At 37.5% G+C, this 23,891-nt stretch carries 22 protein-coding genes and 3 pseudogenes; 8 read left to right on the top strand and 17 right to left on the bottom strand.

The features are described from left to right. Positions 1–64: 64 nt before the first annotated feature. The 5 genes from D4N35_RS15810 to D4N35_RS18550 all read right to left on the bottom strand — a co-directional run bounded on the left by D4N35_RS15810 (position 65) and on the right by D4N35_RS18550 (position 2,629). Complete coding sequence (locus D4N35_RS15810) at positions 65–298, bottom strand: hypothetical protein (RefSeq protein ID WP_120075414.1); 234 nt, start codon at positions 296–298, stop codon at positions 65–67. Positions 299–404: 106 nt separating this feature from the next. Beyond that, the gene (locus D4N35_RS15805) at positions 405–848 is read right to left on the bottom strand and encodes a RidA family protein (RefSeq protein WP_120075412.1); all 444 of its coding nucleotides are present in this window, start codon (positions 846–848) and stop codon (positions 405–407) included. Continuing rightward, positions 845–2,056, bottom strand: a complete 1,212-nt coding sequence (locus D4N35_RS15800) for a pyridoxal phosphate-dependent aminotransferase (RefSeq protein WP_120075410.1) — start codon at positions 2,054–2,056, stop codon at positions 845–847. Before D4N35_RS15800 ends, D4N35_RS15805 begins: the two co-directional genes overlap by 4 nt. A 92-nt stretch (positions 2,057–2,148) precedes the next feature. Further along, positions 2,149–2,430: an SRPBCC domain-containing protein gene (locus D4N35_RS18555; RefSeq protein ID WP_268920383.1), complete on the bottom strand. Its 282-nt coding sequence runs from the start codon at positions 2,428–2,430 to the stop codon at positions 2,149–2,151. After that, the gene (locus D4N35_RS18550; RefSeq protein ID WP_268920382.1) at positions 2,423–2,629 is read right to left on the bottom strand and encodes an SRPBCC domain-containing protein; all 207 of its coding nucleotides are present in this window, start codon (positions 2,627–2,629) and stop codon (positions 2,423–2,425) included. Before D4N35_RS18550 ends, D4N35_RS18555 begins: the two co-directional genes overlap by 8 nt. Before the next feature lie 383 nt (positions 2,630–3,012). Here D4N35_RS18550 and D4N35_RS15790 point away from each other — a divergent pair, with 383 nt between their 5' ends. The 3 genes from D4N35_RS15790 (at position 3,013) to D4N35_RS15780 (ending at position 7,662) form a co-directional block, all read left to right on the top strand. Next, a complete protein-coding gene (locus D4N35_RS15790; protein ID WP_120075408.1) occupies positions 3,013–3,471 on the top strand; it encodes a VOC family protein in 459 nt (152 codons plus the stop codon). A gap of 1,016 nt (positions 3,472–4,487) precedes the next feature. Then, complete coding sequence (locus D4N35_RS15785) at positions 4,488–6,110, top strand: amidohydrolase (protein WP_120075406.1); 1,623 nt, start codon at positions 4,488–4,490, stop codon at positions 6,108–6,110. 199 nt (positions 6,111–6,309) lie between these two features. Then, entirely contained in the window at positions 6,310–7,662 is a 1,353-nt protein-coding gene (locus D4N35_RS15780) for an APC family permease (RefSeq protein ID WP_120075404.1), read from the top strand. Positions 7,663–8,309: 647 nt separating this feature from the next. Here the strand turns inward: D4N35_RS15780 and D4N35_RS18310 are convergent. Next, entirely contained in the window at positions 8,310–8,693 is a 384-nt protein-coding gene (locus D4N35_RS18310; RefSeq protein WP_208646313.1) for a MarR family transcriptional regulator, read from the bottom strand. 56 nt (positions 8,694–8,749) lie between these two features. Beyond that, positions 8,750–9,511, bottom strand: a complete 762-nt coding sequence (locus tag D4N35_RS15770) for a slipin family protein (RefSeq protein ID WP_120075400.1) — start codon at positions 9,509–9,511, stop codon at positions 8,750–8,752. Positions 9,512–9,875: 364 nt separating this feature from the next. Here D4N35_RS15770 and D4N35_RS15765 point away from each other — a divergent pair, with 364 nt between their 5' ends. Next, complete coding sequence (locus D4N35_RS15765; protein ID WP_120075399.1) at positions 9,876–10,334, top strand: GNAT family N-acetyltransferase; 459 nt, start codon at positions 9,876–9,878, stop codon at positions 10,332–10,334. A gap of 66 nt (positions 10,335–10,400) precedes the next feature. Here D4N35_RS15765 and D4N35_RS15760 read toward each other — a convergent pair whose 3' ends face one another. The 4 genes from D4N35_RS15760 to D4N35_RS15730 form a co-directional block, all read right to left on the bottom strand. Beyond that, positions 10,401–10,853 (bottom strand): GNAT family N-acetyltransferase, encoded by a 453-nt coding sequence (locus D4N35_RS15760; RefSeq protein WP_120075397.1) that lies wholly within the window; start codon positions 10,851–10,853, stop codon positions 10,401–10,403. 42 nt (positions 10,854–10,895) lie between these two features. Next, a complete protein-coding gene (locus tag D4N35_RS15755; protein WP_120075395.1) occupies positions 10,896–11,366 on the bottom strand; it encodes a GNAT family N-acetyltransferase in 471 nt (156 codons plus the stop codon). 197 nt (positions 11,367–11,563) lie between these two features. Further along, complete coding sequence (locus D4N35_RS15750) at positions 11,564–12,058, bottom strand: VanZ family protein (protein WP_120075393.1); 495 nt, start codon at positions 12,056–12,058, stop codon at positions 11,564–11,566. A gap of 1,700 nt (positions 12,059–13,758) precedes the next feature. Continuing rightward, complete coding sequence (locus tag D4N35_RS15730; RefSeq protein ID WP_120075387.1) at positions 13,759–14,655, bottom strand: DMT family transporter; 897 nt, start codon at positions 14,653–14,655, stop codon at positions 13,759–13,761. A gap of 92 nt (positions 14,656–14,747) precedes the next feature. Between D4N35_RS15730 and D4N35_RS15725 the strand changes: the two genes are divergently transcribed. Continuing rightward, the gene (locus D4N35_RS15725; protein ID WP_120075385.1) at positions 14,748–15,407 is read left to right on the top strand and encodes a GntR family transcriptional regulator; all 660 of its coding nucleotides are present in this window, start codon (positions 14,748–14,750) and stop codon (positions 15,405–15,407) included. Between the two features lie 231 nt (positions 15,408–15,638). After that, positions 15,639–16,148: a type 1 glutamine amidotransferase domain-containing protein gene (locus tag D4N35_RS15720; RefSeq protein WP_120075383.1), complete on the top strand. Its 510-nt coding sequence runs from the start codon at positions 15,639–15,641 to the stop codon at positions 16,146–16,148. A gap of 93 nt (positions 16,149–16,241) precedes the next feature. On the opposite strand, the gene D4N35_RS15715 is transcribed toward D4N35_RS15720, so the two are convergent. Both D4N35_RS15715 and D4N35_RS15710 read right to left on the bottom strand, forming a co-directional pair. Further along, positions 16,242–16,820 (bottom strand): FAD-dependent oxidoreductase, encoded by a 579-nt coding sequence (locus D4N35_RS15715; protein WP_120075381.1) that lies wholly within the window; start codon positions 16,818–16,820, stop codon positions 16,242–16,244. 389 nt (positions 16,821–17,209) lie between these two features. After that, positions 17,210–17,410 (bottom strand): annotated as a pseudogene (locus tag D4N35_RS15710) (biotin/lipoyl-containing protein); the annotation flags it as partial. Between the two features lie 188 nt (positions 17,411–17,598). Here D4N35_RS15710 and D4N35_RS15705 point away from each other — a divergent pair. Further along, positions 17,599–17,885, top strand: a pseudogene (locus D4N35_RS15705) (winged helix-turn-helix transcriptional regulator). A 200-nt stretch (positions 17,886–18,085) separates the two neighbouring features. Here D4N35_RS15705 and D4N35_RS15700 read toward each other — a convergent pair. The 4 genes and pseudogenes from D4N35_RS15700 to D4N35_RS15685 form a co-directional block, all read right to left on the bottom strand. Beyond that, the gene (locus D4N35_RS15700; RefSeq protein WP_235870409.1) at positions 18,086–18,244 is read right to left on the bottom strand and encodes an IS200/IS605 family accessory protein TnpB-related protein; all 159 of its coding nucleotides are present in this window, start codon (positions 18,242–18,244) and stop codon (positions 18,086–18,088) included. A 141-nt stretch (positions 18,245–18,385) separates the two neighbouring features. Further along, complete coding sequence (locus tag D4N35_RS15695) at positions 18,386–18,688, bottom strand: metal-sensing transcriptional repressor (RefSeq protein WP_120075379.1); 303 nt, start codon at positions 18,686–18,688, stop codon at positions 18,386–18,388. Positions 18,689–19,116: 428 nt separating this feature from the next. Further along, positions 19,117–20,381, bottom strand: a pseudogene (locus D4N35_RS15690) (APC family permease). Between the two features lie 111 nt (positions 20,382–20,492). After that, positions 20,493–22,136, bottom strand: coding sequence for an amidohydrolase (locus D4N35_RS15685; protein WP_120075377.1), 1,644 nt, complete (start codon positions 22,134–22,136; stop codon positions 20,493–20,495). Between the two features lie 320 nt (positions 22,137–22,456). Between D4N35_RS15685 and D4N35_RS15680 the strand changes: the two genes are divergently transcribed. Further along, complete coding sequence (locus D4N35_RS15680) at positions 22,457–23,371, top strand: LysR family transcriptional regulator (RefSeq protein WP_120075376.1); 915 nt, start codon at positions 22,457–22,459, stop codon at positions 23,369–23,371. The last annotated feature ends 520 nt before the right edge of the window (positions 23,372–23,891 follow it).

Here is a 23,891-nt window from a genome sequence, read left to right as displayed (position 1 = left end):
GGTGGAGCTAACCTATGTCCTTCTTCAGAATGGTACAATGTTTCGTTCAGTTTATATAACAAATTCAACTTTTTGCTGTTTTAAACGTTTTCTGAGAGAGAAAGTAAGCAAAAGTAGCAATAATCAATATTACAAATAATGGTATAGAAGACTTACCGAACATTGCCTCTTGATTGAGATTACCTCGAATTGCAGAAAAATCTGGAGTATAGAAGGCAGTTAAAATGGCTCCTGATACTATTTGGAATACCATATAAAGCAATACAAAACTAATTATAAACACCAAATATTTTTTCAAGATTATCACCCTTTGGAATTTATTCTCAGTTTAAGCCTATCATGTATTACTATTCAATCAAAGCGCCCAAGTTTGAGCGCTCTTTATAATTTTTCCCATTGAGTCTTTATCTTTGAGAAGAAACGGCAGCTATCAATTGAATCTCAACCGGCGCACCGCCCGGCAATGATGAAACACCTATTGCGGCCCGGCTCCCTATACCCGCATCTCCCAACGTTTCAAACAGATACTCAGAAGCAAAGTCTGCTATACTTGAGTGCGCCTGAAATCCTTCTTCCGCTTGAATGTAAACGGTGAGAGAGAGTATCTGCTTCAATTGTTCTTGTTCTGAAAGTGTATTTTGGGCTGCGGCAAGCGCATTTGCAACCGCCTGTCTGACAGCTTCTTTATAATTTTCAATCGGCTCCTTAGTGCTGACTTTTCCACTTTGAATCAACACGCCATTATTTCTTGGGGTCATTCCAGCAGTATAGATAAGGCTTCCAAATCGTAATGCCGGAACATATTTCCCTTGCGGAATCGGATTCCCCTTTTTCTCTGACATACTCATGTACGATATCCCTCCACTACTTTAATTATACGGTCAATTGCAGCAACTGCCGCTGCATGGTCCTGTGAAAAGTTAATACGGAAGCTGTCAGTGAACTGCGACCCAAATTCCGTACCTGGCGTTACGGTAACAGCAGCTTGAAGACGAAGAATCTTCACGAATTGATTGGTCGAAACATCTAATTCTTGAATTCTCGGAAAGAGATAACTGCCCGCCTCTGTGGTTCTCAGTTGAAAATATCCTGTAGCACTCAATTTTTTAATTAAATCATCACGAATGGCTTGGTGCTGGGCAATCCGTTTGGCCATCCATCCTTCCGGCTCGGAAAACCACAATTTCAACACGGCTTGGCTATAGCCCCCTGCGCGGAGAGAGACGATGGCCTGCAGCTTTTCCATACGGTCAATTATTTGGGCAGAGCCAAACGCTGTTCCAAGCCTATAACCGCTTAGCGATTCGGTTTTCGATGGTCCCATGATAGTGATTACATTTTCAGGATCAATATTTTGTGCACATAGGTGAGTATAAGTACGTTCGTCAAAAATCTGGCGCGAGTACAATTGATCGACGATGACTGTTGCACCATATTTCTGTGCAAGATCCGCAATATCACGAATTTCATCTGGTGAATAAATAACACCTGTGGGGTTATTCGGATTCGAGAACAAAAATAATTTCACCCCGGCTTTAAACGCATCCTCCAACTGGGATAAATCTAATCCTGCGCATGTGGTTGTATGTAAATAATTCATTTGAACCGGCACTGCTTCCCCGTCAAAAAATTCGACCAGCTTACGGTTGGCGAAATAATCCGGTGAGACAATGGCGACTTTGTCGCCTCTGTAGACAGTAGATCCCACTGCCAGGAAGAGTGCTCCTTGAGTTCCCGGAGTGATTATAAAATTTCGATCTGCGTCAATTGTTGTACCGGTAAAATCAGAAAGCTTTTGGGCTGCGTTCTCCCGGATGGTTCCACTTCCACGGTACTCTGTATAGGCCTGCTTACCACCGAGATGAACGCCTTCGATAAAGGCATCTAAACTGCCAGGAATAGGTTCAAAAGCGTCTACATCACCGTGCGAAAAATCAACCGGCGTACCATGAATTTTTTCGCCGCGCAGATGAACTTCATCTGTATTCTGGCGGCCCTCTTGCCCAGGTGCATATTCTGCACCAATTCTTGAGAACTTCTCTTCTAATAAATTCAAAATAATTCCCTCTTTTCTTCTTTCCATACTAGATATGAATTCAAAATTGATGATATTTACCAAGCATTAAAAATATTTACGTTTACAGTTTTTCATTCAGTAAAAATTGCCAGATTCTCTAGTGTGGATCTTAAACCTGTGTCGTGATCCTCCTTACGTATCCCTTCAGGTACATTCTCACAAACGATAGTGACCTTTGTGCCTTCTGAAACAGAATCCAATAACCATTTCTGTATCATTACACCTGAGAACGCCGGATCCTCGGAATCAAATTTTACAGATAGTACAATTCGTTTATTCGGAACCAACTCCAAAAATTTCCCTTGGGTTACGTCAGTGTTTTCCGTAGTCTTACCCGAAGTTGCGTTATCCATTTCGTATGTGAGGGTTATTCATTCTATAAGTCCCGCCTTCGCGGGGATCAAATATATCAATATGACCCGACATTCCTTTCGGTGGAAGCCACGCAACCAAAGCTTCCGGGTTTAAGAATGCCTGATAGATGGTTTGCGGTGATGCCTTTATCACCCTTGAGGCAGAATCTGTTCTCTTGTTATTTAACGCATTTGCCATGAGAAAATCCTCCTTATTGACTTTATAGAGTCAATTTTTTTAATTTTATCATATTTAAATGCCCGAGATTTTACAATAGTTTGACCCGTTATCCAATAGGAAGTGTTTGGGCATCCCTTCTTTGTTCTCTTCATCGCCTATCTAAAAATAAAATCATTGAATAACCCTGATCTGATATTACAGGGTTATCATAGATTTATTAACTAAATAACAATAATTTAAAGGATCCACACCTTCGACTTAAGGGGTGGACCTTTTTATGTTTTTATATTTAAAAGTTTAGATAATATTGAATTGAGTAAATAGTGGAGATATAATAACTGCAGGGGAAAAGTCCCCTTATAGCGGGGTGAATTTTAAATTCAATAAAGGGGGTTGTTTAAATGATCAGAGGGTTATATGAGGCACATTTGCCCGTAAGTGATTTGAAACGATCGATAGAATTTTATAAGGGACTTGGTTTGGAATTTTCTCATAGTCATGAGGACAGGTTGGCGTTTTTATGGGTTGAAAAAGATAAAAGTTGGGTGGGACTATGGGAAACAGACAAAGTAGAACTTGAATATCACCCTTCAATAAGGCACATAGCTTTTCAAGTTTCTTTAGAAGGGTTAAAAAATTCAGTTGTTTGGTTGAACGAAAAAGGATATAGACCCAGGGAAGCATTCGGTTTTGAACCAGTTGAACCATTTGTTATGGCACATAATGGCATGGCCCATGCTAAAATCCATTTTAATGACCCTGATGGGAATAGTTTAGAATTTATATGTAAACTTGAAAACCCTAAAAATATTACAAATCGTATGTATTTAAGTGAATGGGAGAAACTGAATAATGATTGAATAAATTTGGGGGTTATTCCTTGAAAGGGCGCTTTAAAGAGTAATTCAAGTTTCGGACATGATAAATAAGCCCTAACAATCGCAGTTATCTGTCCGCCAACTTTTTTAACGTGTTATTGTAATCATTAAATAGGTTTTTCATACCATAGAGAAACTCTTGATCAATTTCCTCTACCCCTTCAAAATCCAAATTCGCGCTCTTTCTTAATGATATTTTGCCTCCTTCTTCTAAACGGAAAGAAACTTCATCTCCAGTTTAACTCCCAAGTGCTCCAACACCTCAGGTGGAATAGTGGGGCCAGTACTAATACCTATTTTTGTTACTTTTCTTTCAAATTTATCCAATGGATTCACCCCCTTTTCATTTATCATTTTAGCTTGGTCAATGATCTGTCCATTTATGACAGCATAACCAATTGTACTGTTATCACCGTTAATATTTTTATAATACCCCCATAATTAATAAACAAAAAAGACAGACCCATTTGGATTCTAAGACCTCGATTCCGCTTCATTTTCGGTTCGTTTACTTCGAATTTGAATCATTTTTTTGCTGCTCCCCAATTCCCCAATTCCCCAATAAATTCATACCGGATACCATGAACGTCCAAACCTTTTATTTGCTTTCGAAGCTCAGGTACTGCTCATGTCAAAGTTTTTGACTAAGACTCACATTTTAAATTTGGCACGAATCTTGCGTGATATTTCTACGAGGAGGTGGATCTTATATTCATGATGCAATAACAAAAATCATCTCCTGCAAAGGACCGGCGAAAGCACGTCTATAAATGAAAAATGGTTGCCTACACTGTTGGCGCTGAATCAATCTGTCAAAAGGTTGGATGAAGCTGACCTTGAGATTAGGGCAGACGATTTTGAAATTGTTTACAAAAAAATGTTTCATGATCCCAGTGACAGCGAGATGGAAAACGATTACAGATAACACTCTGACAATCCATACCTGTAGTCAGGACAAATACTAATATAAACTGAATTAGTTGAAAGGAATGAAGAAAATGAATAAAAAAGCAGATCTTATTCTATCAAGTAATGCAGTTTTTACTGGAAAAGAGGACCATCCAATAAAGGCATCCATCGCGATTGCCAACAAGAAAATTATTGCGATTGGTACGAAGGAAGAAATGAAAGCTTATGCGGATGAAAACACAAAGACATATGACTTTAAGGATCAATTAATCACACCTGGTTTTCATGACTTTCATTTACACATTATGCAAGGTTGTGTATTCCTGAATAGTGTCAATTTATTTGATGCTCGTTCCGAAGCAGAAGCTGTAAAAATGGTTCAAGAGTTTGCGGACTCCAAACCGGATGAACCTTGGATCATCGGATATATGTGGGATGCGGGGTATTGGGATCCGCAAAATCTTCCTACTCGCCATTCACTGGATCAGGTCCTTCCGGATCGGCCGGCAATTTTGTTTCATGCAGAAATGCATTATGCCTGGGTCAATTCAAAAGCGTTAGAGCTTGCAAATATTGACAAATATACAAAGAACCCGGAATACGGCGAAATTGAAAAAGATGTAAACGGGGAAACCACAGGGATTTTATACGAAAATGCAACAAGTTTGGTAACAAATATTTCACATACCTTCACTGAGGAACAGCAGGAAAAAATGTTTGAGAACTTCCTTGCCCATGCTGCCAGTGTCGGTGTTACAGCTGTTAATGACATGTATGCACCATTTCAAGATTCAATAGAGGAATACAAATTCTTTAAAAAATTCGAGGATAAAGATGAGTTATCCCTGAGGTTATACCTATGGCCGGAATTAAATGGCGATATAGAGTATGCAAAACAGTTACGTAAAGAATATCAATCTGACAGACTTCGGGTCTCTGGCTTGAAGCAATTTATCGACGGGGTTGTTACATCGCGGACCGCATATATGTTGGAACCCTATGCAGATGCGCCGGAAACAAGAGGGGAAACGACTTTTTCACAAGAAACATACAACACATGGGTAACGGAGGCAGATAAAGAAGGATTTGCTGTTCGTTTTCATGCGATTGGCGATGGTGCGATCCGTATGGCATTGGATGCCTTTGAGGAAGCTCAAAACAAGAACGGGAAAAGGGATTCCAGAAACGCGATTGAACACGTTGAAGTGATCCATCCGGATGATATTGGGCGTTTTAATGAACTGGGAGTCATTGCTTCAATGCAGCCGGATCATTTTGCAATGTCAGAAAGAGGCGTCTATACCGACCGTATCGGTAAAGAAAGAGAAAAATATGTATTTATTATTAACACGTTACAAAAAACGGGTGCAAAGCTGGCATTTGGAACCGACTTTCCAGTCGATATCTTAGACCCAATGCTGCAAATCTATCGGGCAGTCACCAGAATTGATAATAGTGGAAAAGATGTTTGGCACCCACATGAACGGATCACGCTTTCAGAAGCGTTGAAAGCCTATACAGCAGGACCTGCCTATGGAACATTTACTGAAAACGAGTTTGGAACATTGGAAGTTGGAAAAATTGCCGACATTGCCGTTCTTGACAGGAACCTATTTGATATTCCGGCAGAACAAATAAAAGATGCACAAACAGTTTTAACGATACTTGATGGACAAGTAATTTATGAAAAAGATTCCCATTTAAAAAAATGACCATGCAACATGGAGGAAAGCGGTCTCTAAAACCTTTTGTAAGAGCAACAGCCGCGCTGTTGCTCTCTCATCCAGGGAATGCAAATAAATCATAGAAGTAGATGAGGAACTGCTCGAACCAAATTAAATTCTCAAAATTAATGTAAGGCCTTTCTGGTTGCCTTCTAAAGCTCTAAACAAAAATAATCGGGGGTTAAACATGGGGAATACATCCGGAGAACTGCAACGAGTGTTAACTTTTAGACATATAGTATTTTTTGGGCTGGCTTTTATGGCTCCCCAAACGTTATTTGCAACATATGGAATTGTAGCTGTTGAAAGCAACGGGATGGTTGCGACTGGATATATGATTGCACTAATTGTCATGTTATTCACAGCATTCAGTTATGCACAGTTAGTTAAAGCATTCCCCTCAGCTGGTGCGGCTTACACATTTACACAGAAAGCGATTAATCCCTATTTAGGATTTCTTGTGGGCTGGGTTATTTTGCTTGATTACATGCTGAGCCCAATGATTAGTGCTTTACTTTTAGGAATAGCGCTAAGTGCCTACTTTCCCGCAATTCCAATTTATGTATGGATCATCCTTTTTATAGCGGTTATAACGATAGTAAATGTTCGTGGCATTAAATTCGCGGCGAATTTTAATACGTATGTTTTTCTTTTACAACTATTGATTTTTGTTTTCTTTTTTATTTTTGCCATAAAATATTTGCTGTCTGGCGGGGGAACCGGGACGTTGTTTTCTATTCAGCCTTTCTTAGACCAAAATGTGGAGTTTTCTTCGTTAATTGCTGTAGTCCCCATTTTATGCTTTACTTTTCTAGGGTTCGATGCAATTACGGCTTTATCTGAGGAAACAAAAGACCCTAAAAAAACGCTGCCGAAAGCAATTTATGCTATTCCACTAATAGGCGGATTTCTATATATTACATCATCGTATTTATTACACATGGTTCATCCGAATGTGAGTACATTCGTAAATCCTGATTCTGCGTACTTGGAAATTGCCTCTGACATTGGTGGAATATTCCTGAATTCTGCTTTTACAGCGGTTGCACTTACCGCCGGATTTGCTTCTGCTGTTGCATCCGGATCTTCTGCAGCACGGATCCTATATGCAATGGGCAGAGAGAATATACTGCCCAGACGGATTTTTGGATACGTTTCACCTAAATACAAAACACCTGTATATAATATTTTAATAGTTGCTATTGTTGCATTGTCAGCCTTGTTTTTTAACCTTGATACAGCAACTTCCTTTATTACCTTTGGTGCTTTTTTTGCATTTGTTTTTGTGAATCTATCAGTTATCAGTCATTATTTTATAAAGAAAGGGGTACGTACGCCTAAGGGGATTATTCAATATTTAATCATTCCATTAATAGGTGCAATTTTTATTTTTGTACTATTATTAGGTTTGAATTTTAACGCCCTTATTTTAGGTGGTGTTTGGCTGATTATCGGATTTTTATATCTAATGAATCAAACCAAATTATTTAAGCAACCACCTCCGGAAATTTTTGAGGAAAAAAGTGAAATAATAAGTTAATATGATTTCACGAGAAAATCAAAATATATCGTTTTGACGTTCAACTAAACTCCTCCAATGTTTAATGCGGCCTTTTGTCATTAAGGACGATTTTTCTGCCATCGGCGCTTTAATTGCCATACTGTCTCAAAACCAAAAGAAATAGACCTCCCTTGAGCCCCGAGTGAGTTTAGGGGATGGTCTATTTCTACTGCCATGGAGCCTGCCACTCTTTGAGAGGCGGCTATTGTACAAGACCATCAGTGTTAGCAGCACTTGCGGTCTCTTTTTACCTTACGTACTTTTACCCTTTTTATAAATCTCGACCTTCATTTCTATTACCAAAAAAGCATCTGAAAATCCTTTTCACTAGCCATTCTTTCAAATAAAAACGTCTCCAACTCTTGATAGGGCCGGAAACGTAATTATTTTATAAACAGTTTTGCAATTTGAATTGGATAAAAATATAAATTTGTTTAATTTTGAAGCCGCAATTCCCATTGTACCGTCCATAAAAATGGACGGTACAGAAATAATGTTATTTAACTTGTGCATCCATACGCTGCAAGCCTGAAGATAAGGCGGCACTTTCATAATGGTCTTAGTTCGCCCATGGATGGACAAATGCAAGGAGCTTTTCTCCGTAGCCTTTTGAATGTAACTCTATCCTAAGGCAAATGAGGCTCGGTTGCCATTAGCTTCTTTTTAAATTCATCCAGAACCATCTTCCTATCCTCTACATCTGTTTCATCTGCATCTTCCCAAAGTGAAAGATCCGCGCCTTTTTCCAGGTATTCCAAGGCTTTCTCCTTAATGTTTCTTTCCAATGCACGATGCCTCATTTGCAGAGCAGCGAGAGAAATATATAAAATCGATAAATCTGCTAAAGCCTGCTCCTCGTCATCATAATCCTGGAATTCATTTAACCATGTATCAAGAATGGTTTTTGTAGCGCTTTTTGTACTTGCTCCCTCATCCAGCAAATCATTCCATTCATCCTGTATATCACAAGATAAATCATCTTCCCAAAGTCCTGTTCCCCATGCCCCCATTTGGGTCGCCTCCTTTTTAATTTATAATAATATTTACAATATTCAACACAAGAAAATCATTTACCGCTCGTTTTTTTAATGGAATCATTCAAAATGTCAATAATGAATGTGTTCCCTTGTGAAGATTCAATGGTTTGAATCAACCTGAGTTTTGCCAATTCGGGATTGTTTTCCAGCATTTTGGCGGTATTGGCCAAACTCCTTAAAGTTGCCGTTTCCCCCCTTGCCTTTTCCAATAGGGAAAGAGCTTCTTTTTTGGCTTTCACCACTTCGGCAAAAGCTTTTTTTAAATCAGCCGATAACATGATATCCTTCAAATCTACCGATTGAATAGATAGCCCGATTAAGGATTTGTCTTCCACCAGCAAGCTTTTCACTTGATCGTTTATTTTTTGGCGGTTTGCCAAAATTTCATCCATTCCCATCGAGGAAATCACTTCGCGGAGTTTAAATTGAACGCTCATGTACAAATATTCTTGGAAATTTTGGTATTCAGAAATGAGTGCTTGCGGGTCTAAAATCTGGTATTTTACTGCCAAACTCATTTTTACGCCAACGTTGTCCAAACTTAATACTTCCTGTCCATTTAGCTGTAAAACGGCAGGTCTCATATCAAAGATGTCGACAGTTGTTGAAGGAGTAAAATAGAGATACTTGCCGGGACCCAGTATTTCCTTAAACTTTCCATTGTGAAACTTGATTCCTTGTTCATATTGAAAAATGGTAGCCGATCTAAAGAGTCTTTTTCCAATAGCCCCTAGCCCTAAAATGATAGAAATTGCAACAGCTGTCATAATGGAGATGTCTAATAGTTCCATCTCATCCGCCCCCTAACATACATGGTGAATCCACCCCACAGGAATGTGTTGGACAATGGAGGTCTTCCCTGCAAAATTGCCAAAACATATATAAACTGCGGAGCGGATTCAATTGGGATTTGAACCCTTAAAGCCGGTACCCGACAGAAATACCGGCGCCACCAGGGAGAGTGCCGACGGGCTACATCATTTAAAGATTTTAAACGATGGCTTCGCACTTCTCCAATAACAATTATAACAAGGTCAAAGGGAAAAAGAACCCATTCAAAAGAATACAAAATCCCCTTTTTATGATAAAATTTTTTAGCTGGAATGAAAGACACCTGGAAGCCCGAAAATGAAACAGATATAGAGGAAGATCAAAATGGAATTGCAAACACAAAGACTAAAACTCATTCCTTGTACAGCTGAATCAATATCAACAATTTCGATCAAAGGATATGAAATCGGCCCTCACATAAAAGAGTACCTGAAGAAGCTAAAAGACGATTCCACTCTTTTAGGCTGGGGGGTTTGGCTTGTCATAGAAAAAGAAAACGATTCGGTTATTGGCGATATCGGATTTAAAGGAAAACCCGATTCAGAAAATGCCGTTGAAGTAGGCTATGGAATTCTGCCTTCCGCACAAAACAAAGGCTATGCAACAGAAGCAGTTAGGGAAATCATAAAATGGGCGTTTACATTTGAGAATGTCACGAAAGTAATTGCGGAATGCCGGGATGATAATGGGCCGTCCATTAGGGTGCTAGAAAAGCTGAATATGAATAGAATAGGATCAGAGAATAATATGTTGAAATGGGAATTGCAGAAGGGGCATGCATAAGACATGCCTTAAAAACACCCTTGATTTCCTGGTTTTGGAAAAGCTCGTGAAAACAAGAAAGACTTTTTATAAATCTTGTGATAGTCGAACCATATCCCTGCACTGTATCCCATTTTCAAATATTTCATTTGGATAGTGTTTGATAAAAAAATCCAAGTCAATACCAATAATTCTAAATCCACATTTTTGGTAGAGAGCAAGCTGTCCTATACTTGAGTTTCCAGTACCTATTTCCATTGTTTTATATCCTCTTTTTTTCGCTGTGTTAATTGCATCCATCACTAACAGTTTGCCAATTCCTTTCCCATGCATTTCTTCAGCAACGGCAAGGTTCACTAATTCCACCGTCTTGGGTCTTGTGGGCAATAGTACGTAAACTCCAATTACTTTTCCGCTTATTTCAGCAATGAAGCATTCTCCCCTTTTTATGTAATCTTCAACACTTTTTTTAGAAGGATCCGCTAATAACAATAAGTCCATTGGAAATTTTTCTTCTGCCCCTAGTCTCCGGATATCCATTTTGCTCTCCTTGTAAGATATAAATATTTTTAGGCGATATGATTATAACTTGCTAATCTTGCCCGTTAAATCGGACAACTTCTTTTGAAGAATAATCTTGGGCTCCCCTCTTTCATCTGTATATGTACCAATAACATCAAATCCGCTTTTGATATTTAAAATCAGCATATTCCGCCATTTATTCTTTGTTTTTGTTTGAACGATTGAAAACCCATTTTCTCTTAAATTGTGGTGCTGTAATTCCATTAACTTTGCAGCAATACCATTCCCTCTATATTTCTCATCAACGCCGCCCAGCCAGCTGTAAAATTTTTCGTCATCAAGTTTATAGCCGATCTTAAATCCGATCACTTTCTCACCATGCATGGCAACAATAATCAGCAGACCCGGTTTGCTTTCCATCCTTTCAATCAAATGATTGGAATGACCAAAAACGCGTTTATGCAAACGCAAAATGCCATTTAAAATTTCAGGTTCGGGGATGGACGTGAACTGAGCATACTTGACATCCATAAAAATTCACCTCTAAATCATTACACCCAAGGTTTAGGATTTTAAAAAACTGTCCGAGCTTTTTACTGCTTTTTCCAAAGCCGTTATGGCCTTGATCGTATTAAATGGCCCCAGATCCAAAGGAGGATTGGCATTCTGGACTGTTTCGATTTGGATACTGGCGTTTTTTTCCAGGCCCTTTACCTTTCAAATGCCCTTTACCTTTCAAATGCCTTTAACTGCGGATTTCCGATACATAGTTTCTGAAAAGTTTTTGTTTTCATAATGCCAAATCCAATCAAAGCACCAAGGATATTGAGAATGAAATCATCAATATCAAAACTTCCCCTTCTTGTAACCAATTGTATTACTTCAACAATAAATAACATTGTCATCATGGACAAAAAAAATATGCCTGCTTTATTTATTTTTCTGAAAAAGATCGGAAGATAAATTCCCATTGGCAAAAATAAAATGAAATTTCCAACGAGGTTTTTTACAGGTATATCCATATTCATGCTTCCATCAACCATTGCCTTAAAATATGTATTGATCGTTTTAAATGGAACAATATTTGACGAATATCTTATGTATTCCAGCATTGTCAGATCTGACCATAGAGATCCCCTAGAGCCCAAGAATAATACAATCAATAACCCAAATAGATAAAATACAAAACTTATACAAAAAACAATCCTCACTATTTTTTTCATATTCTCCCCTGCTGTTCTTTATTTATTTGCTCCTTTAGGACAACGCCCCCAATTACTATTCTAATACTTTTTCTTTATTGGTGATATGGCAAAAAGAGAACCTTTGTCGTCTACCTATGAGTTTCGGTGTTTTTCAAATACGCCTGCTGCTGAACGATTTCCAGCTCGAATTCCAACCATATTTTTACAGATTACTTCAAGGATTAAACTCACGCCAAAAACACACAATCTTCTCTCCAACGCAAATAGTGAATGTTAGAAGGGGTTATTGGCAATGTGGTTGGCACGTCGTAGTACAGCCTTTGTCATGAATGGTACAAAAGATGCAGGGGTGGTAAATTGTTTATAATCGTAATCGCTTCTTGAACTCGATTGCAGAGAGTATAAAAAAGACTCCTCCAATTATCCAAAAGGGCTCCCAAAAAAAGAGTCTCCATCTTAGAGCATAGTTGTCAATCTGAAGAGATAACAGACCAATACTTGAAAGAATAAGGGTGATAAAGTTTGCCAGACCGTATAAAGATAAAAAGATTCCAGCTATTAAAGCTGAAAAATATAAAATACGATTTATTATGTTAGACCATCTTCTTAGAAGTAAAAGTAAAAAAACCCCTCCGCATAACTTAACGAATCCAGTAACCAAACCAATGTTATAAAAGATGGTTCTCTTTCCATGGCTTTTTTATAGATGAATCCTCCCAATGTTTTTGCGCCTAGCATACCTCCACCTGCCCAGTAAAAGCTTATTAGCGCAAATAGGAAACACCAAATGAATCCGGCATAAATATAAGTTCTTTTCATCTGAACCATCCCCATCCTTACTTATCACTCTAAATATATAAACGAACTAATTTCCCTATTCCAGAAAAGGTCCAATTGCGACGTACGCCTCCCCATTTATTTTAACAGAGAAATTCCTCGCTTTTATCAGAATGATTGTCCAATCTCTTTCAGCAATTTTCGATATACTAATAGTAAGTCGGCCGACTTAATTCAATTTTAAGGAGGTGCGATTATGTGCGATTTTGTTGGCGGTGAAAGAGAAAGACGCAGAAGAAGAATAATCTGCGAATGTTTCGAAGTAAGAGGCGAGCGTGAACGGGAAAGAGAACGCGAGCGTGAATTCAAATGCAGGTGTAGAGAATGCAGGCGCAGACATGAAGAGTATTAAGTGATTGATAAGAAATCCCCGGACGTGATAGTCGCGGGGATTTCTCTCATAATAGGCCCGGCCAAGCTTATCAGGACCTAAAATAAAGATATTTCTAAAATACCTCGAAGTACACGCTGACTGAGGAATTATTAGCAGTCTGGGTCCTATTCAGCAGTAACGTCATCAGCCACATCTAAAAATACATCCACTTTCATTTTCCCGATCTTTTCAACATAGCTATCTCCTCTGAAAATAATTTCATCAGCACCGTAGCCCTTAACTCTTTCTGCTTATCTTGTCCACAAACAGCAATAACCTTGTTCAAAATAAAAAATCTCTTCTTTAGGTACGGAATTTAATGAGAACTACATGCCAATGGATAATTAAACATGTCTATTCACGGGATTTCCTGAGCCTATTCACGAATTGACTAGATCAACTTTATAAAGCGAAATGGTGGAGGCATCCCTTTTTGAATTGGTTCATTTTCCTATATATAAGATATAATAGTCTCAGGAATAACAATTTTCTTATGTGTCATTAGCCATTACGCGTTTTTTGCTTGTTTTGATAAAACCTTGCTTGTGCCACTTTGCAATTTTAAGAACAGATAAATCCCTACAATGATTAAAGAGCCGCCAATTACCTCTACCAAAGTCAGCATTTCGTTTAAGAATACAATAGCCAATAATGAAGCCCCGACAGGTTCTCCTAAAGTACTCATAGATACAGTAGTTGTATTTATATAATTCAATAATAAGTTATAGATGATATGGGCTCCAGTTGGAAAAATGGCAAGTAAAATAAATACCATCCAATCATTGGCTGAATAACCGGTAAGAGGAATTTCACCAATAACATTAAAAATAATCATGGTTGTACCTGCAAAAAAGAAAACTAGAAAGCTGTAAACCCAATGGTTAATTGATTTCACGTATCTTTGACCAATTAATAGGTAAAATACTACTGAAAAAACAGAAAGTAATGATAATACATTTCCAAATAATACATCTCTGCCTAACCCAAGATTACCTCCTCCAACAATGACAACACCGGTAAAAGCTACACCTAATGTTAAAAGAGTGCGCAGTTGTATTTTTTCTTTAAAGAAAATAAGCCCGCCAATTAATGCTATCGCTGGCTGTAAAGCTAAAATTAAAGTAGAGCTTGCCACAGATGTATGATTAAGTGACTCAAACCATAATCCAAAATGGCCCGCTAAAAACAGACCCGCGAAGATAATAGCCAGCCATTCGTTTCTTCTTATCTGTTTTAGTGTTTTTCTGTACTTTAGAAAAAAGGGCAATAATAACAAACACGCTAAAAACATCCGATACATAACCATGATGGTCGAAGGTGCATCAGACAATTTAACAAAAATGGCTGATAAAGAGATACAAACAATTGTTATAACAAGTAAAATATTTACGGTTTTTGGCTTCATATAAATCCCTCCAGACCTTGAATACACCTTTCATAACTGATATATTACATATTATATATAAGAAAGTAAATACTTTTTTTACAGGTGATCAAATGACTTTAAAAGGGAAAAAAATTAACCGTGTATCCATGCGTAATAATGCTTATGAAATCATTAAAAATGCTATTATATCTGGTGAATTAGAACCTGAGATGAAGATTAAGGATAAGGAGTTATCAGAGCAGCTAGGTATAAGCCGGACGCCAATAAGAGAGGCTATGTTAAGGTTAGAGGATGAAGAGTTTATTATTAGTAAACCGAACAGTTTTACCATGGTTGCACCTATAAACATCACTGAGGTTAAGGAAATTTATAGCATAGTTATCGCCTTGGAATCACTTGCACTGCAAGAAGCATTCATACACTCCACCCCCTCACAATTGAAGCAGCTTGAAGACATAAATAACCTTTACAAGAAAGCAATTGAAGAAAGCAACGCAAAAAAATGTCTCACATATGATATGGAGTTTCATGCACATATTGTTGGAATGTCTAAGAATAAAGAGCTTGAAAAGCTATTAACTAAATTAAAAGATAAAATAATAAGGGTAGAATCTTTCTACTTCCATAAAGCTATCCCAAAACAAAAATCTGTTAATGAACATGACATGATTATTGATGGGTTAAGAAATAATAAATATAAAGAAGCTGAGGACATGCTTAGAAGTAATTGGATGAATAGCCTCAATCACATATTATCCGAAGATAAATAGTTTAAGGGGAGTAAACAGACTATGAATAAGTCGGTCTACACTGCCCTTATATAGTTTTGGTGTCTGGCTTCATCGACTAGCCCCTTGAGGTTATAAGCCACTCATGAATAGAAGGCATTAAAATTCCTTCTATTCGTCGTATGCTTTTCATAATAAGCACATATTTTGCCATCTTATTGGGTGATAGATTATAGTAATCTTGTAAAAAGTTTTTAACTGGAGGTTTTTAATTTGGCAAAGGTAGCGTTTCTTTTAGCAGGCGGCTTTGAAGATTCTGAAATGAAAAATCCATATAATGCGGTAAAGGAAGCAGGACATGAGGCAATAATAGTCGGCTTGGAAAAAGGTGCACAATGCGATGGAAAAAAAGGAACAGTTTCCTACACGGCAGATCTCGGGGCATCTGAAGCAAAGTCAGAAGAATTTGATGCCGTCATAATACCTGGCGGAGGCGCTCCAGAAGCTTTACGAGTGAATGAAGAAGTTGTTCGATTTGTGAAGGAAATAAATGAGCAGGGCAAGTTAATTGCCGGCATCTGTCACGGACCACAAGTCATGATTAGTGCTGATGTACTAAAAGGAAAGGCTGCAACCAGCTATATTGGAATTCGAGATGATGTAAAGCTGGCAGGTGCAGACTACCGTGATGAAGAGGTAGTTGTCAGTGATAACCTCATAACATCACGTACTCCGGCAGATGAACCTGCGTTTATCCGTGAAATCTTAGCGAAATTAACTTAATTTATACAAAAGAAGGAAGAGGGCTCTCAGAAAGCGAATCCTCTTCCTCTTTATATTGAAATTAAAGAGATTTATAAAAATTTGGACTTGATTTTAGTTTCTATTCTTCGTCACAACAGTGACCGAGTCTTCATAGGTCTGAATATCTTCAACAGGTGAATTTACAACGATGTCGGCTCCGTGGACCTTTGCCAGTTCCCGATACATTCTGATACAATTTTCGCTCCACAAAACACCAGAATTTGGTTCAAAAAACGCTTCATAGTTTTCAGGAATGGCAATGCCGGGCCATCTTTTGGAAATCTCTTTGCTGGACAGCAATTCAATACTCAAATCAAATTCTTTTGCGCTGGCAATTGCTTCATCTATAAAAGGTGATTCACCTTTCGGGCCAAATCCCAGTGCACCAACCCGGCTGAAAATTTTTAAATAGGACATTTTTTCAAGCTCATCCCATAATTCTTGGGCCCTTAAAGCAAGCGGCACATATTCCCTGCCTTCACCGTATGCGTGCCGGATAACCCTCGTATCTCCATGGTGGCTGGCATTGGTATGTGGAGGATTAAAGGCATCCACGAGCAATACTTTAACGCCCTGCCTCGATAAATAATAGCCGGCGGCTATCCCCATTGAAACTGCACCGACAACAATGACATCATAATGTTTATTCATTCCGTACTCCCCTTTACACATCATTTTTACCTTAGATCAATTCACTTGTAAGCGCTTTAAATTGATTCAGGAGTCCCCTCCTTGCGATTTGGGATTCTATAAGAAAACTGCTTTATTTTTTGTATCAAGCATATCGTGTGAAAAGAATATAAACAATTGTACTTTGATTCCGAATTTTAACCTGCAACCCTTATTATTTTGTGCATGAGCTACAAACAGTGAGCCACTCATAAGGGCGTCTGAATTCATTCAAACAAGTAAAATTTTAGTATAATACTAAAATCAATGCTTGATGTAAGCCGAAATATAAAAAATCCCGAAGGCATTTATAATAAGCTTCAGGATTTTTTAAAGCATTATTTCTGCAATTCAATAAGCAGATCTCCCGGTTAAATCTTATCACCGTTATCAACATATATTTCTTTTACTATTCCTGCAACAGTTGCTTGAATTGTAGTTTCCATCTTCATCGCTTTCGTAAGGACAAAGTGATCCCCTTATTGGACCTTCTCGCCTTTTTCAACGAGCCCTTTCAGCACCGTTCCCGGCATCATCGCACCAATATGGGCCTGGTTTTTCGGGTCGGCCTTCTAGTCAGGGACATTGGAATCTACCTGTTAAGCGGATAACAAACTAAAGGTAATAGAGGGCTGATAGAGGTCTTTTTTAGCTGACTTTCTGAAACAAAGGAATGTGGAAAACGTTAATGGATGATTTAAGATCAGAAATAAAAAGAAAAATTGAAAATGGTGAATTTAATTGTGAAAAGGAATTGACCTTGTCCCTAATCAGTGGTAAGTGGAAAGTCGTCATTATTTACCATTTAGGTACGGAAGGAATATTACGTTTCAGTGAGATTAAAAGATTGTTGCCTAAAATTGCCCATAAGGTATTAACCACTCAAATTAGGAGTTGGAAGAGGCTGGGATTGTTCATCGAAAAGTATTTCCTGAAGTTCCTCCAAGGGTGGAGTATTCATTAACCAATCTGGGAGAAAGCCTAATGCCGATCGTTTTGAAGATGTACGAGTGGGGAAAGAAAAATATAAAATACTTCATTAATTAGAAAAGGATTGTATTATTTTCATGTTAAATCATTGTAGTAAGTGGGACATCCTATACAGTATTGGGCTGCTGGATATTCTCCAGTAGCCTAAAAGCGAATTCCCCCATTCATAAGACCTTCCTTTCGCAGGCCTAATCCAGTCAGTTTTTCCTTACACCTCAGGTTTTTGCCCGACAAATTGGATAACATGCGACAGTCGATTATGAATACCATCTGTCGATTTTGACTACCTTTTTCCCATACCATTCAGCTTTGTATTCCAATTTTTCGATAAAGAGGGACCAGGAAAAATCGGAAATGCTTTTCGCCAATTGTCTACTGCTGGGCGAAAAGCGGACAACTGCCGGACTTAATACCATTGTTGTTACTAGTAACCCATGGTGCAAGCAGTCCGACTGTTGCAACCGGGATTCCTGCTGTATTTTAGGCGAAGGTCCGTTTTGGCGTAGATTTCGAATGGTTGCATGATTGATTCGAATGGCTTTCTAAACACTGCCTCCTTACTTGGAAAACTGCTTTAAGACACTCATTAATTCCTCAATCGTTTCTTTACCTTCACCTTGTCTGATTGCATCACTGACACAGTGGTTAATATGTCGTTCAGTCACAGCGAAACCTACATTTTTTAAAGCGGACTGAATTGCACTAATTTGTACTAAAATATCCACACAATAACGATCTTCTTCTACCATTTTCTGTATTCCACGAACTTGGCCTTCTATACGTTTTAAACGATTAATAACTTTTTGCTTTTCATCCTGTGTTCTTGGTTTACTCGGGTGATCATGTAAGAATTTATCCAAATGAATCACTTCCTTTTATTTTATATCTGCATTATACCCCTATATGGTATATTTATCAACTGAAAACATCCTATTTTGTCAGATAGGAAAAAGCAAAACAAGAAGTCACTTGCATAAAACTAATCAGCCAGAAGCTTCCTAACGCTTCTGGCTGATTTTCATTTTACACAGTAATAATATTCGGACAGCCGATTTTGTTATTACAGCTTTGNCCTTGACTCCGAGCTTTTGCATGGCGTTCCTAATGCATCATAGCGAAAAAAAAGCCACAATCGGAAAATACAATAATCTTCGAGACCCCACTTATGAAATTATCTCAATAGTTTAGGTACCTACATGTGAACGAACAATTGTAAGTAAAGATTATTCAAACGTAATCTTCCATCACCAACATAAATAACTATTTAAAAGAAGAACTTTTCTTTCGTTTAAGCAGACAGATCCATTTCAGGTGGACGTTTTTTAAATCCTTTAGTCAAGAAAAGCAAATAGATCACACCACCTGCAAACCATATTCCACCTAGAATTTTTGAATGCGTATCCAGATTTAGTAACAATATGATATCTAATATGGCGCCAATAAGTGGGATGATGAGAAATAAAATGTAACCTTTGAAAGAGCGTTCTCTCTTCCTGACAAAGTAATGCATAATAACGGAAATATTCACACAAGTAAAGGCAAGAAATGCCCCGAAATTAATAAAAGATGCTACGAGCGATAAGCTTAGTACCAACGCCGATAAAGAAAGTACACCTATTAATAAAATGTTATTGGAAGGAGTGTGGTATTTACTATGAATATGTCCAAAAAATTTCTTAGGTAATTGACCATCCCGCCCCATTGCATATAATACCCGTGCAGCACTTGCTTGAGAAGCCATAGCTGACCCAAAAATTCCGATAGCGGTATAAGCCAAAAATGCCGAGGTCAAAAAGGTCCCGCCTACCAGTCCAATAATTTCAAAAGAAGCTGAATCTGGATCTTTAAAAGAAGTGTAGTCTGGCCATACGTTCTGTGCAATATAAGAGACAACAATGAAAACTAAACCGCCAACAAGGGTGATAATAAATATTGCTCTAGGTATAGTTTTTTCCGGATTCTTTGTTTCTTCGGAAAATGTTGATGCCGAATCAAACCCAAGAAAGGAAAAACATAATAAGGAAGCTCCGGCTATTACAAAAGAGAATGATTCAGTCGGATTAAAAAATGGTAAACTGGTAAAAAGTGTCCCTGTGCCCTCGCCATTTAAAATTGCCCGAATGGATAGGGAACAGAAAATGATTATAAATAAAGCCGCAAACAAAGTGATGAAGATATTTACACCTGTCGCCAATTTAACTCCTCTTAAATTTATAATGGTTACTGTAATTAACATGCCTAGAATCCATACATAGATTGGAACAGAAGGAAATGCAGCCGAGAAAAAATTCCAAATATTAAATAATTAACCATTGGAATCAGTAAATAATCCATCAAAATTGTCCAACCTGCCAAAAAACCAACATATGGATTAATCGACTTTTGAGCATACGTATAGGCAGATCCGGATACAGGAAAAGCCTTTGCCATTTGCCCGTAACTATAAGCGGTAAAAAGCATAATAATTAAAGCAAGTAAGTACGAGCCTGCAACCATACCATGAGATAGTTGAGATGCTATACCATAAGTACTAAAAACCGTACCTAACGCCATAAAAGAAATACCGAATAGTACAACCGGAAACAAAGTGAGTGAACGTTGAAGTTTAGGATTTTTGTCCATAGTGACCCCTCCGGAGTTATTGAAGATTAATTACTATTTTTTTTATTTTGATTCGACTACTTTTTTATTACATGCTCCCTGCTCGAACACAATCCTGCCATCGGTAATGGTTAAGCTTACCTTGGTCTCCAATATTTCTTCTGGTGGAACTTCAAATAAATTTCGATCTAATACAATAATATCTGCAAGTTTCCCAGGTTCTATAGTTCCTAGCTTGTGTTCTCTAAATGTGCCATAGGCAGGTCCGTACGTATATGCCTTCAAAGCTTCACTTAGTGAAATGCGTTCATCTTTATTCCATACATTTTCTGGTGAACCAGAATAATCAACCCTTGTTACTGCGCGATAAATTTCTAACATAGGATTTATTGATGTAACAGGAAAATCTGTTCCAAATGCCAGTTTAGCCCCCGCTTTTTTTAAAGTATTTATCGCAAAGGTTAATTTATTCCGTTCTTTTCCCAGCCGTGCACTATAGACTTTATTATCTATTAAAGCGAGATGGTGAGGTTGCATCGAAGCAATAACTCCCAGCTGTCCAAACCGGTCAATATCATCGGGATGGATTGATTCAATATGCTCGATTGTATGCCTTGAATCCCTTACACCATTTACATTCTGTGCTTCCTGAAAGGCATCCAGTGCAAGTCGGACTCCAGCATCACCAATCGCATGTACACGCACCCTAAAACCTGCTCGATCAGCATTTACAACCAACTCTTTGAATATATCCGGTGATACCGATGAACTTCCTCTTGTTTCCGGCTTATCATTGTAAGGATCTAGCATAAATGCAGTGTAACCAGTGATAACCCCATCAATAAAATACTTCAGTCCAGAAAATTGAAGCATATCAGATGAATACGTATCTCTTAATTCTTTTGCTCTTTCTAAATCAGCCGATAGAGCAGGTAAAAGGTGAATACGTGTAGATAACTCCCCTGACTTCTCCAAAGTGTCAAATAGCCCATAGTCATCAAGAAAATCACTTGTAGGTGCATACATGTCATTTACAGAAGTTACCCCATATTCAGCGGTCAGTGAAAAAAATTTCTTAAGCATCTGCAATTTTTTCTCTTTCGAAAAATCATAAGCACCCTTGAAAATTAAGTCCATCGCCTTTTCATACAGAATTCCAGTTAATTCGCCATTTTCATCCTTATCTACTATTCCAAAAGGAGGGTTTGGTGTATCACGAGTAATTCCCATAACTTCCAATGCTTTACTATTAACCCAGGCATAATGACACTCTATATGACTTAAGATTACTGGTCTATCTGGCAGGACTCGATCTAATGATGCGCGAGTCGGCAGTTGTTTATTTTCCCAGTTTGCATTGTCCCAAGAAAATCCAATAATCCATGAAGCTTCTGGCCTTTTATCAGCAAATTGACGGACCATTTCAGCAGCCTCTTCTTCGGATTTAGCATCTAATAAACTAACACTGTCTAATTCAAGACTTCCAGGGAAAACATGTAAATGAAAATCGTGAAATCCCGGCATAATTAATTGATCTTGATAATCATGCATTTGTGTATCATTTCCTATATAGGATGAAATCTCCTCTTTTGAGCCTATAGCTGCAATTTTATTACCAATTATAGCTATGGAAGCTGGCTCTGGCCTTGAGTTCACCCCAGTAAAAACTGCATTACTTGAAAGGATGATGTCTGCTTTTTTTGACACTTTTATCTCCCCCGAATCAATAAACTTCCAAAAATGAGTTGCCCTTTTCCATCTCTTTTGTTAATAGTCATAGGGCGTAAAACTACAATTTATAGTATGTTTTATTTAAACTTCCTTTCGGTGGCAATACCCTTGTTTGAAATCGTTTTCAAAATATTATTTGTTAATTACTATTCCCTCAGTCTCTCCACTCCCTTTTTTAAGAACGCCTGATTCACAAAAATCTGAATATATTATTGAATATAACATCGTTTTGATTTAAAGTATATTTAATTATTCTTAAAAACACTTTAAAAAATCTAAACAAAGGAGAAGTATGAATGAATATCGATCAATTAGAGAATATCGTGGAAATAGCTAAAACTGGGTCTTTAACAGTAGCTGCCCGTAATAGAAATATAACGATTTCAGCTTTAAGCCAGTCACTTTCCCAATTAGAGAGAGAATTAGAACTTTTACTATTTAACCGTTCCCGTTCCGGTACATTTCCCACTTCTGAAGGCAGCATTATTATCAAAAATGCAAATGAAGTTTTAATGAAACTGGAGGAATTAAAAGAAAACGCACAAAGCATTACCGATACTCTGAGCGGGCAATTAAGAATTGGAAATGAGGCTGGTCTAATGCCTCTTTTAATGGATATCATCTCTGAATTAAAATTTATCTACCCAAACATTCAATTCTTATTACTTGAAACTAATCCAGAGGAAATAATAAACAAAATATTAAATCAAGAAATTGATATTGGAATGGTTTCATTACCCGAGAATAATAAAAGAAATACAAAAGACCTTATCTATGAGAAGGTCACAGAAGGAAATCTCGTAATTGGGGCAAATAAAAAATCGACAATAGCATCGAAAAAATCACTCACCCTAGAGGAACTAAAAAATTATCCAATTGCCTTATTTAACGATGAATATACCACTCAATTTATAGATGATTATGTAGAAAGTTATGGACCTTTAGAAGTTTTTTTAACTACAAATAATCTAGATTCCTTAAGAAAAGTATTATCTAAAAATTTAGCTTTAATGTTAGGGATAGACTACAGTTTTAAAATTGACAATTTATTTATACCTAATTCAGGTATTGTCACAGTGGATTTGGCTTTGGATAAAAAATATCAAAAACATCATCCCGATTTTTATATTGTTCGCCTCAAGCAAAAACATTATTCGAAGATTTCCAGTATGATAGTAAAAAAAGTTAAAAAAGCAATGAGCTTATTATGATCTATTAAAAAGGATTCTAAACCCAACAAACTAAACCCACTGAAAAGTTAGGATTGTCTTATGGCAAAAAGAAAAAACGAAGAAATAAGCGCTTCACTATTTGTGGCATGGCGTACGAATTTACATTGATAATAAATTACCTAAACCTTGACGTATATGATAAATTAATTCACGTCTTCCCGAACGGTTTACAACCATAATTTGATAGTATAATCTAAACCTAGCTCTTAATAGAGTCAGGTTTTTTATTTATGGCCAATTTAATGGATTGTAAATAGTGCTGAAAATAATGTTAATCACGTCGAGATTGGCAAAACCATTATTAAGTGTGTTTTTTCTAAAACTGGTTGGTCATGTTGGCGACAATTACTGCTGTATCACTTTTAACAGCTTGTGGCTATTGGAAGTTGGAAAGTAGTTATAAACGGTAAGGAAATTGAACTGGCAAAACTAAAAGAAGAAGAGGAAGCAAAGCAGCGAACTGTCGAAAAGTATACCTTAATCCGTGACTAAATTTATC

This window comes from Siminovitchia fortis (genome assembly GCF_003605365.2).
Taxonomy (GTDB): Bacteria; Bacillota; Bacilli; order Bacillales; family Bacillaceae_C; genus Siminovitchia; species Siminovitchia fortis.
This window is presented reverse-complemented; position numbering and strand designations above follow the sequence as displayed.

What these genes read in the sequence shown, in the direction of transcription:
- D4N35_RS15805 (WP_120075412.1), bottom strand. Translation starts at nt 848, where the DNA reads ATGAGTATGTCAGAGAAAAAGGGGAATCCGATTCCGCAAGGGAAATAT.
- D4N35_RS18555 (WP_268920383.1), bottom strand. Translation starts at nt 2,430, where the DNA reads ATGGATAACGCAACTTCGGGTAAGACTACGGAAAACACTGACGTAACC.
- D4N35_RS18550 (WP_268920382.1), bottom strand. Translation starts at nt 2,629, where the DNA reads ATGGCAAATGCGTTAAATAACAAGAGAACAGATTCTGCCTCAAGGGTG.
- D4N35_RS15790 (WP_120075408.1), top strand. Translation starts at nt 3,013, where the DNA reads ATGATCAGAGGGTTATATGAGGCACATTTGCCCGTAAGTGATTTGAAA.
- D4N35_RS15785 (WP_120075406.1), top strand. Translation starts at nt 4,488, where the DNA reads ATGAATAAAAAAGCAGATCTTATTCTATCAAGTAATGCAGTTTTTACT.
- D4N35_RS15780 (WP_120075404.1), top strand. Translation starts at nt 6,310, where the DNA reads ATGGGGAATACATCCGGAGAACTGCAACGAGTGTTAACTTTTAGACAT.
- D4N35_RS18310 (WP_208646313.1), bottom strand. Translation starts at nt 8,693, where the DNA reads ATGGGGGCATGGGGAACAGGACTTTGGGAAGATGATTTATCTTGTGAT.
- D4N35_RS15770 (WP_120075400.1), bottom strand. Translation starts at nt 9,511, where the DNA reads ATGGAACTATTAGACATCTCCATTATGACAGCTGTTGCAATTTCTATC.
- D4N35_RS15765 (WP_120075399.1), top strand. Translation starts at nt 9,876, where the DNA reads ATGGAATTGCAAACACAAAGACTAAAACTCATTCCTTGTACAGCTGAA.
- D4N35_RS15760 (WP_120075397.1), bottom strand. Translation starts at nt 10,853, where the DNA reads ATGGATATCCGGAGACTAGGGGCAGAAGAAAAATTTCCAATGGACTTA.
- D4N35_RS15755 (WP_120075395.1), bottom strand. Translation starts at nt 11,366, where the DNA reads ATGGATGTCAAGTATGCTCAGTTCACGTCCATCCCCGAACCTGAAATT.
- D4N35_RS15750 (WP_120075393.1), bottom strand. Translation starts at nt 12,058, where the DNA reads ATGAAAAAAATAGTGAGGATTGTTTTTTGTATAAGTTTTGTATTTTAT.
- D4N35_RS15730 (WP_120075387.1), bottom strand. Translation starts at nt 14,655, where the DNA reads ATGAAGCCAAAAACCGTAAATATTTTACTTGTTATAACAATTGTTTGT.
- D4N35_RS15725 (WP_120075385.1), top strand. Translation starts at nt 14,748, where the DNA reads ATGACTTTAAAAGGGAAAAAAATTAACCGTGTATCCATGCGTAATAAT.
- D4N35_RS15715 (WP_120075381.1), bottom strand. Translation starts at nt 16,820, where the DNA reads ATGAATAAACATTATGATGTCATTGTTGTCGGTGCAGTTTCAATGGGG.
- D4N35_RS15700 (WP_235870409.1), bottom strand. Translation starts at nt 18,244, where the DNA reads ATGGTATTAAGTCCGGCAGTTGTCCGCTTTTCGCCCAGCAGTAGACAA.
- D4N35_RS15680 (WP_120075376.1), top strand. Translation starts at nt 22,457, where the DNA reads ATGAATATCGATCAATTAGAGAATATCGTGGAAATAGCTAAAACTGGG.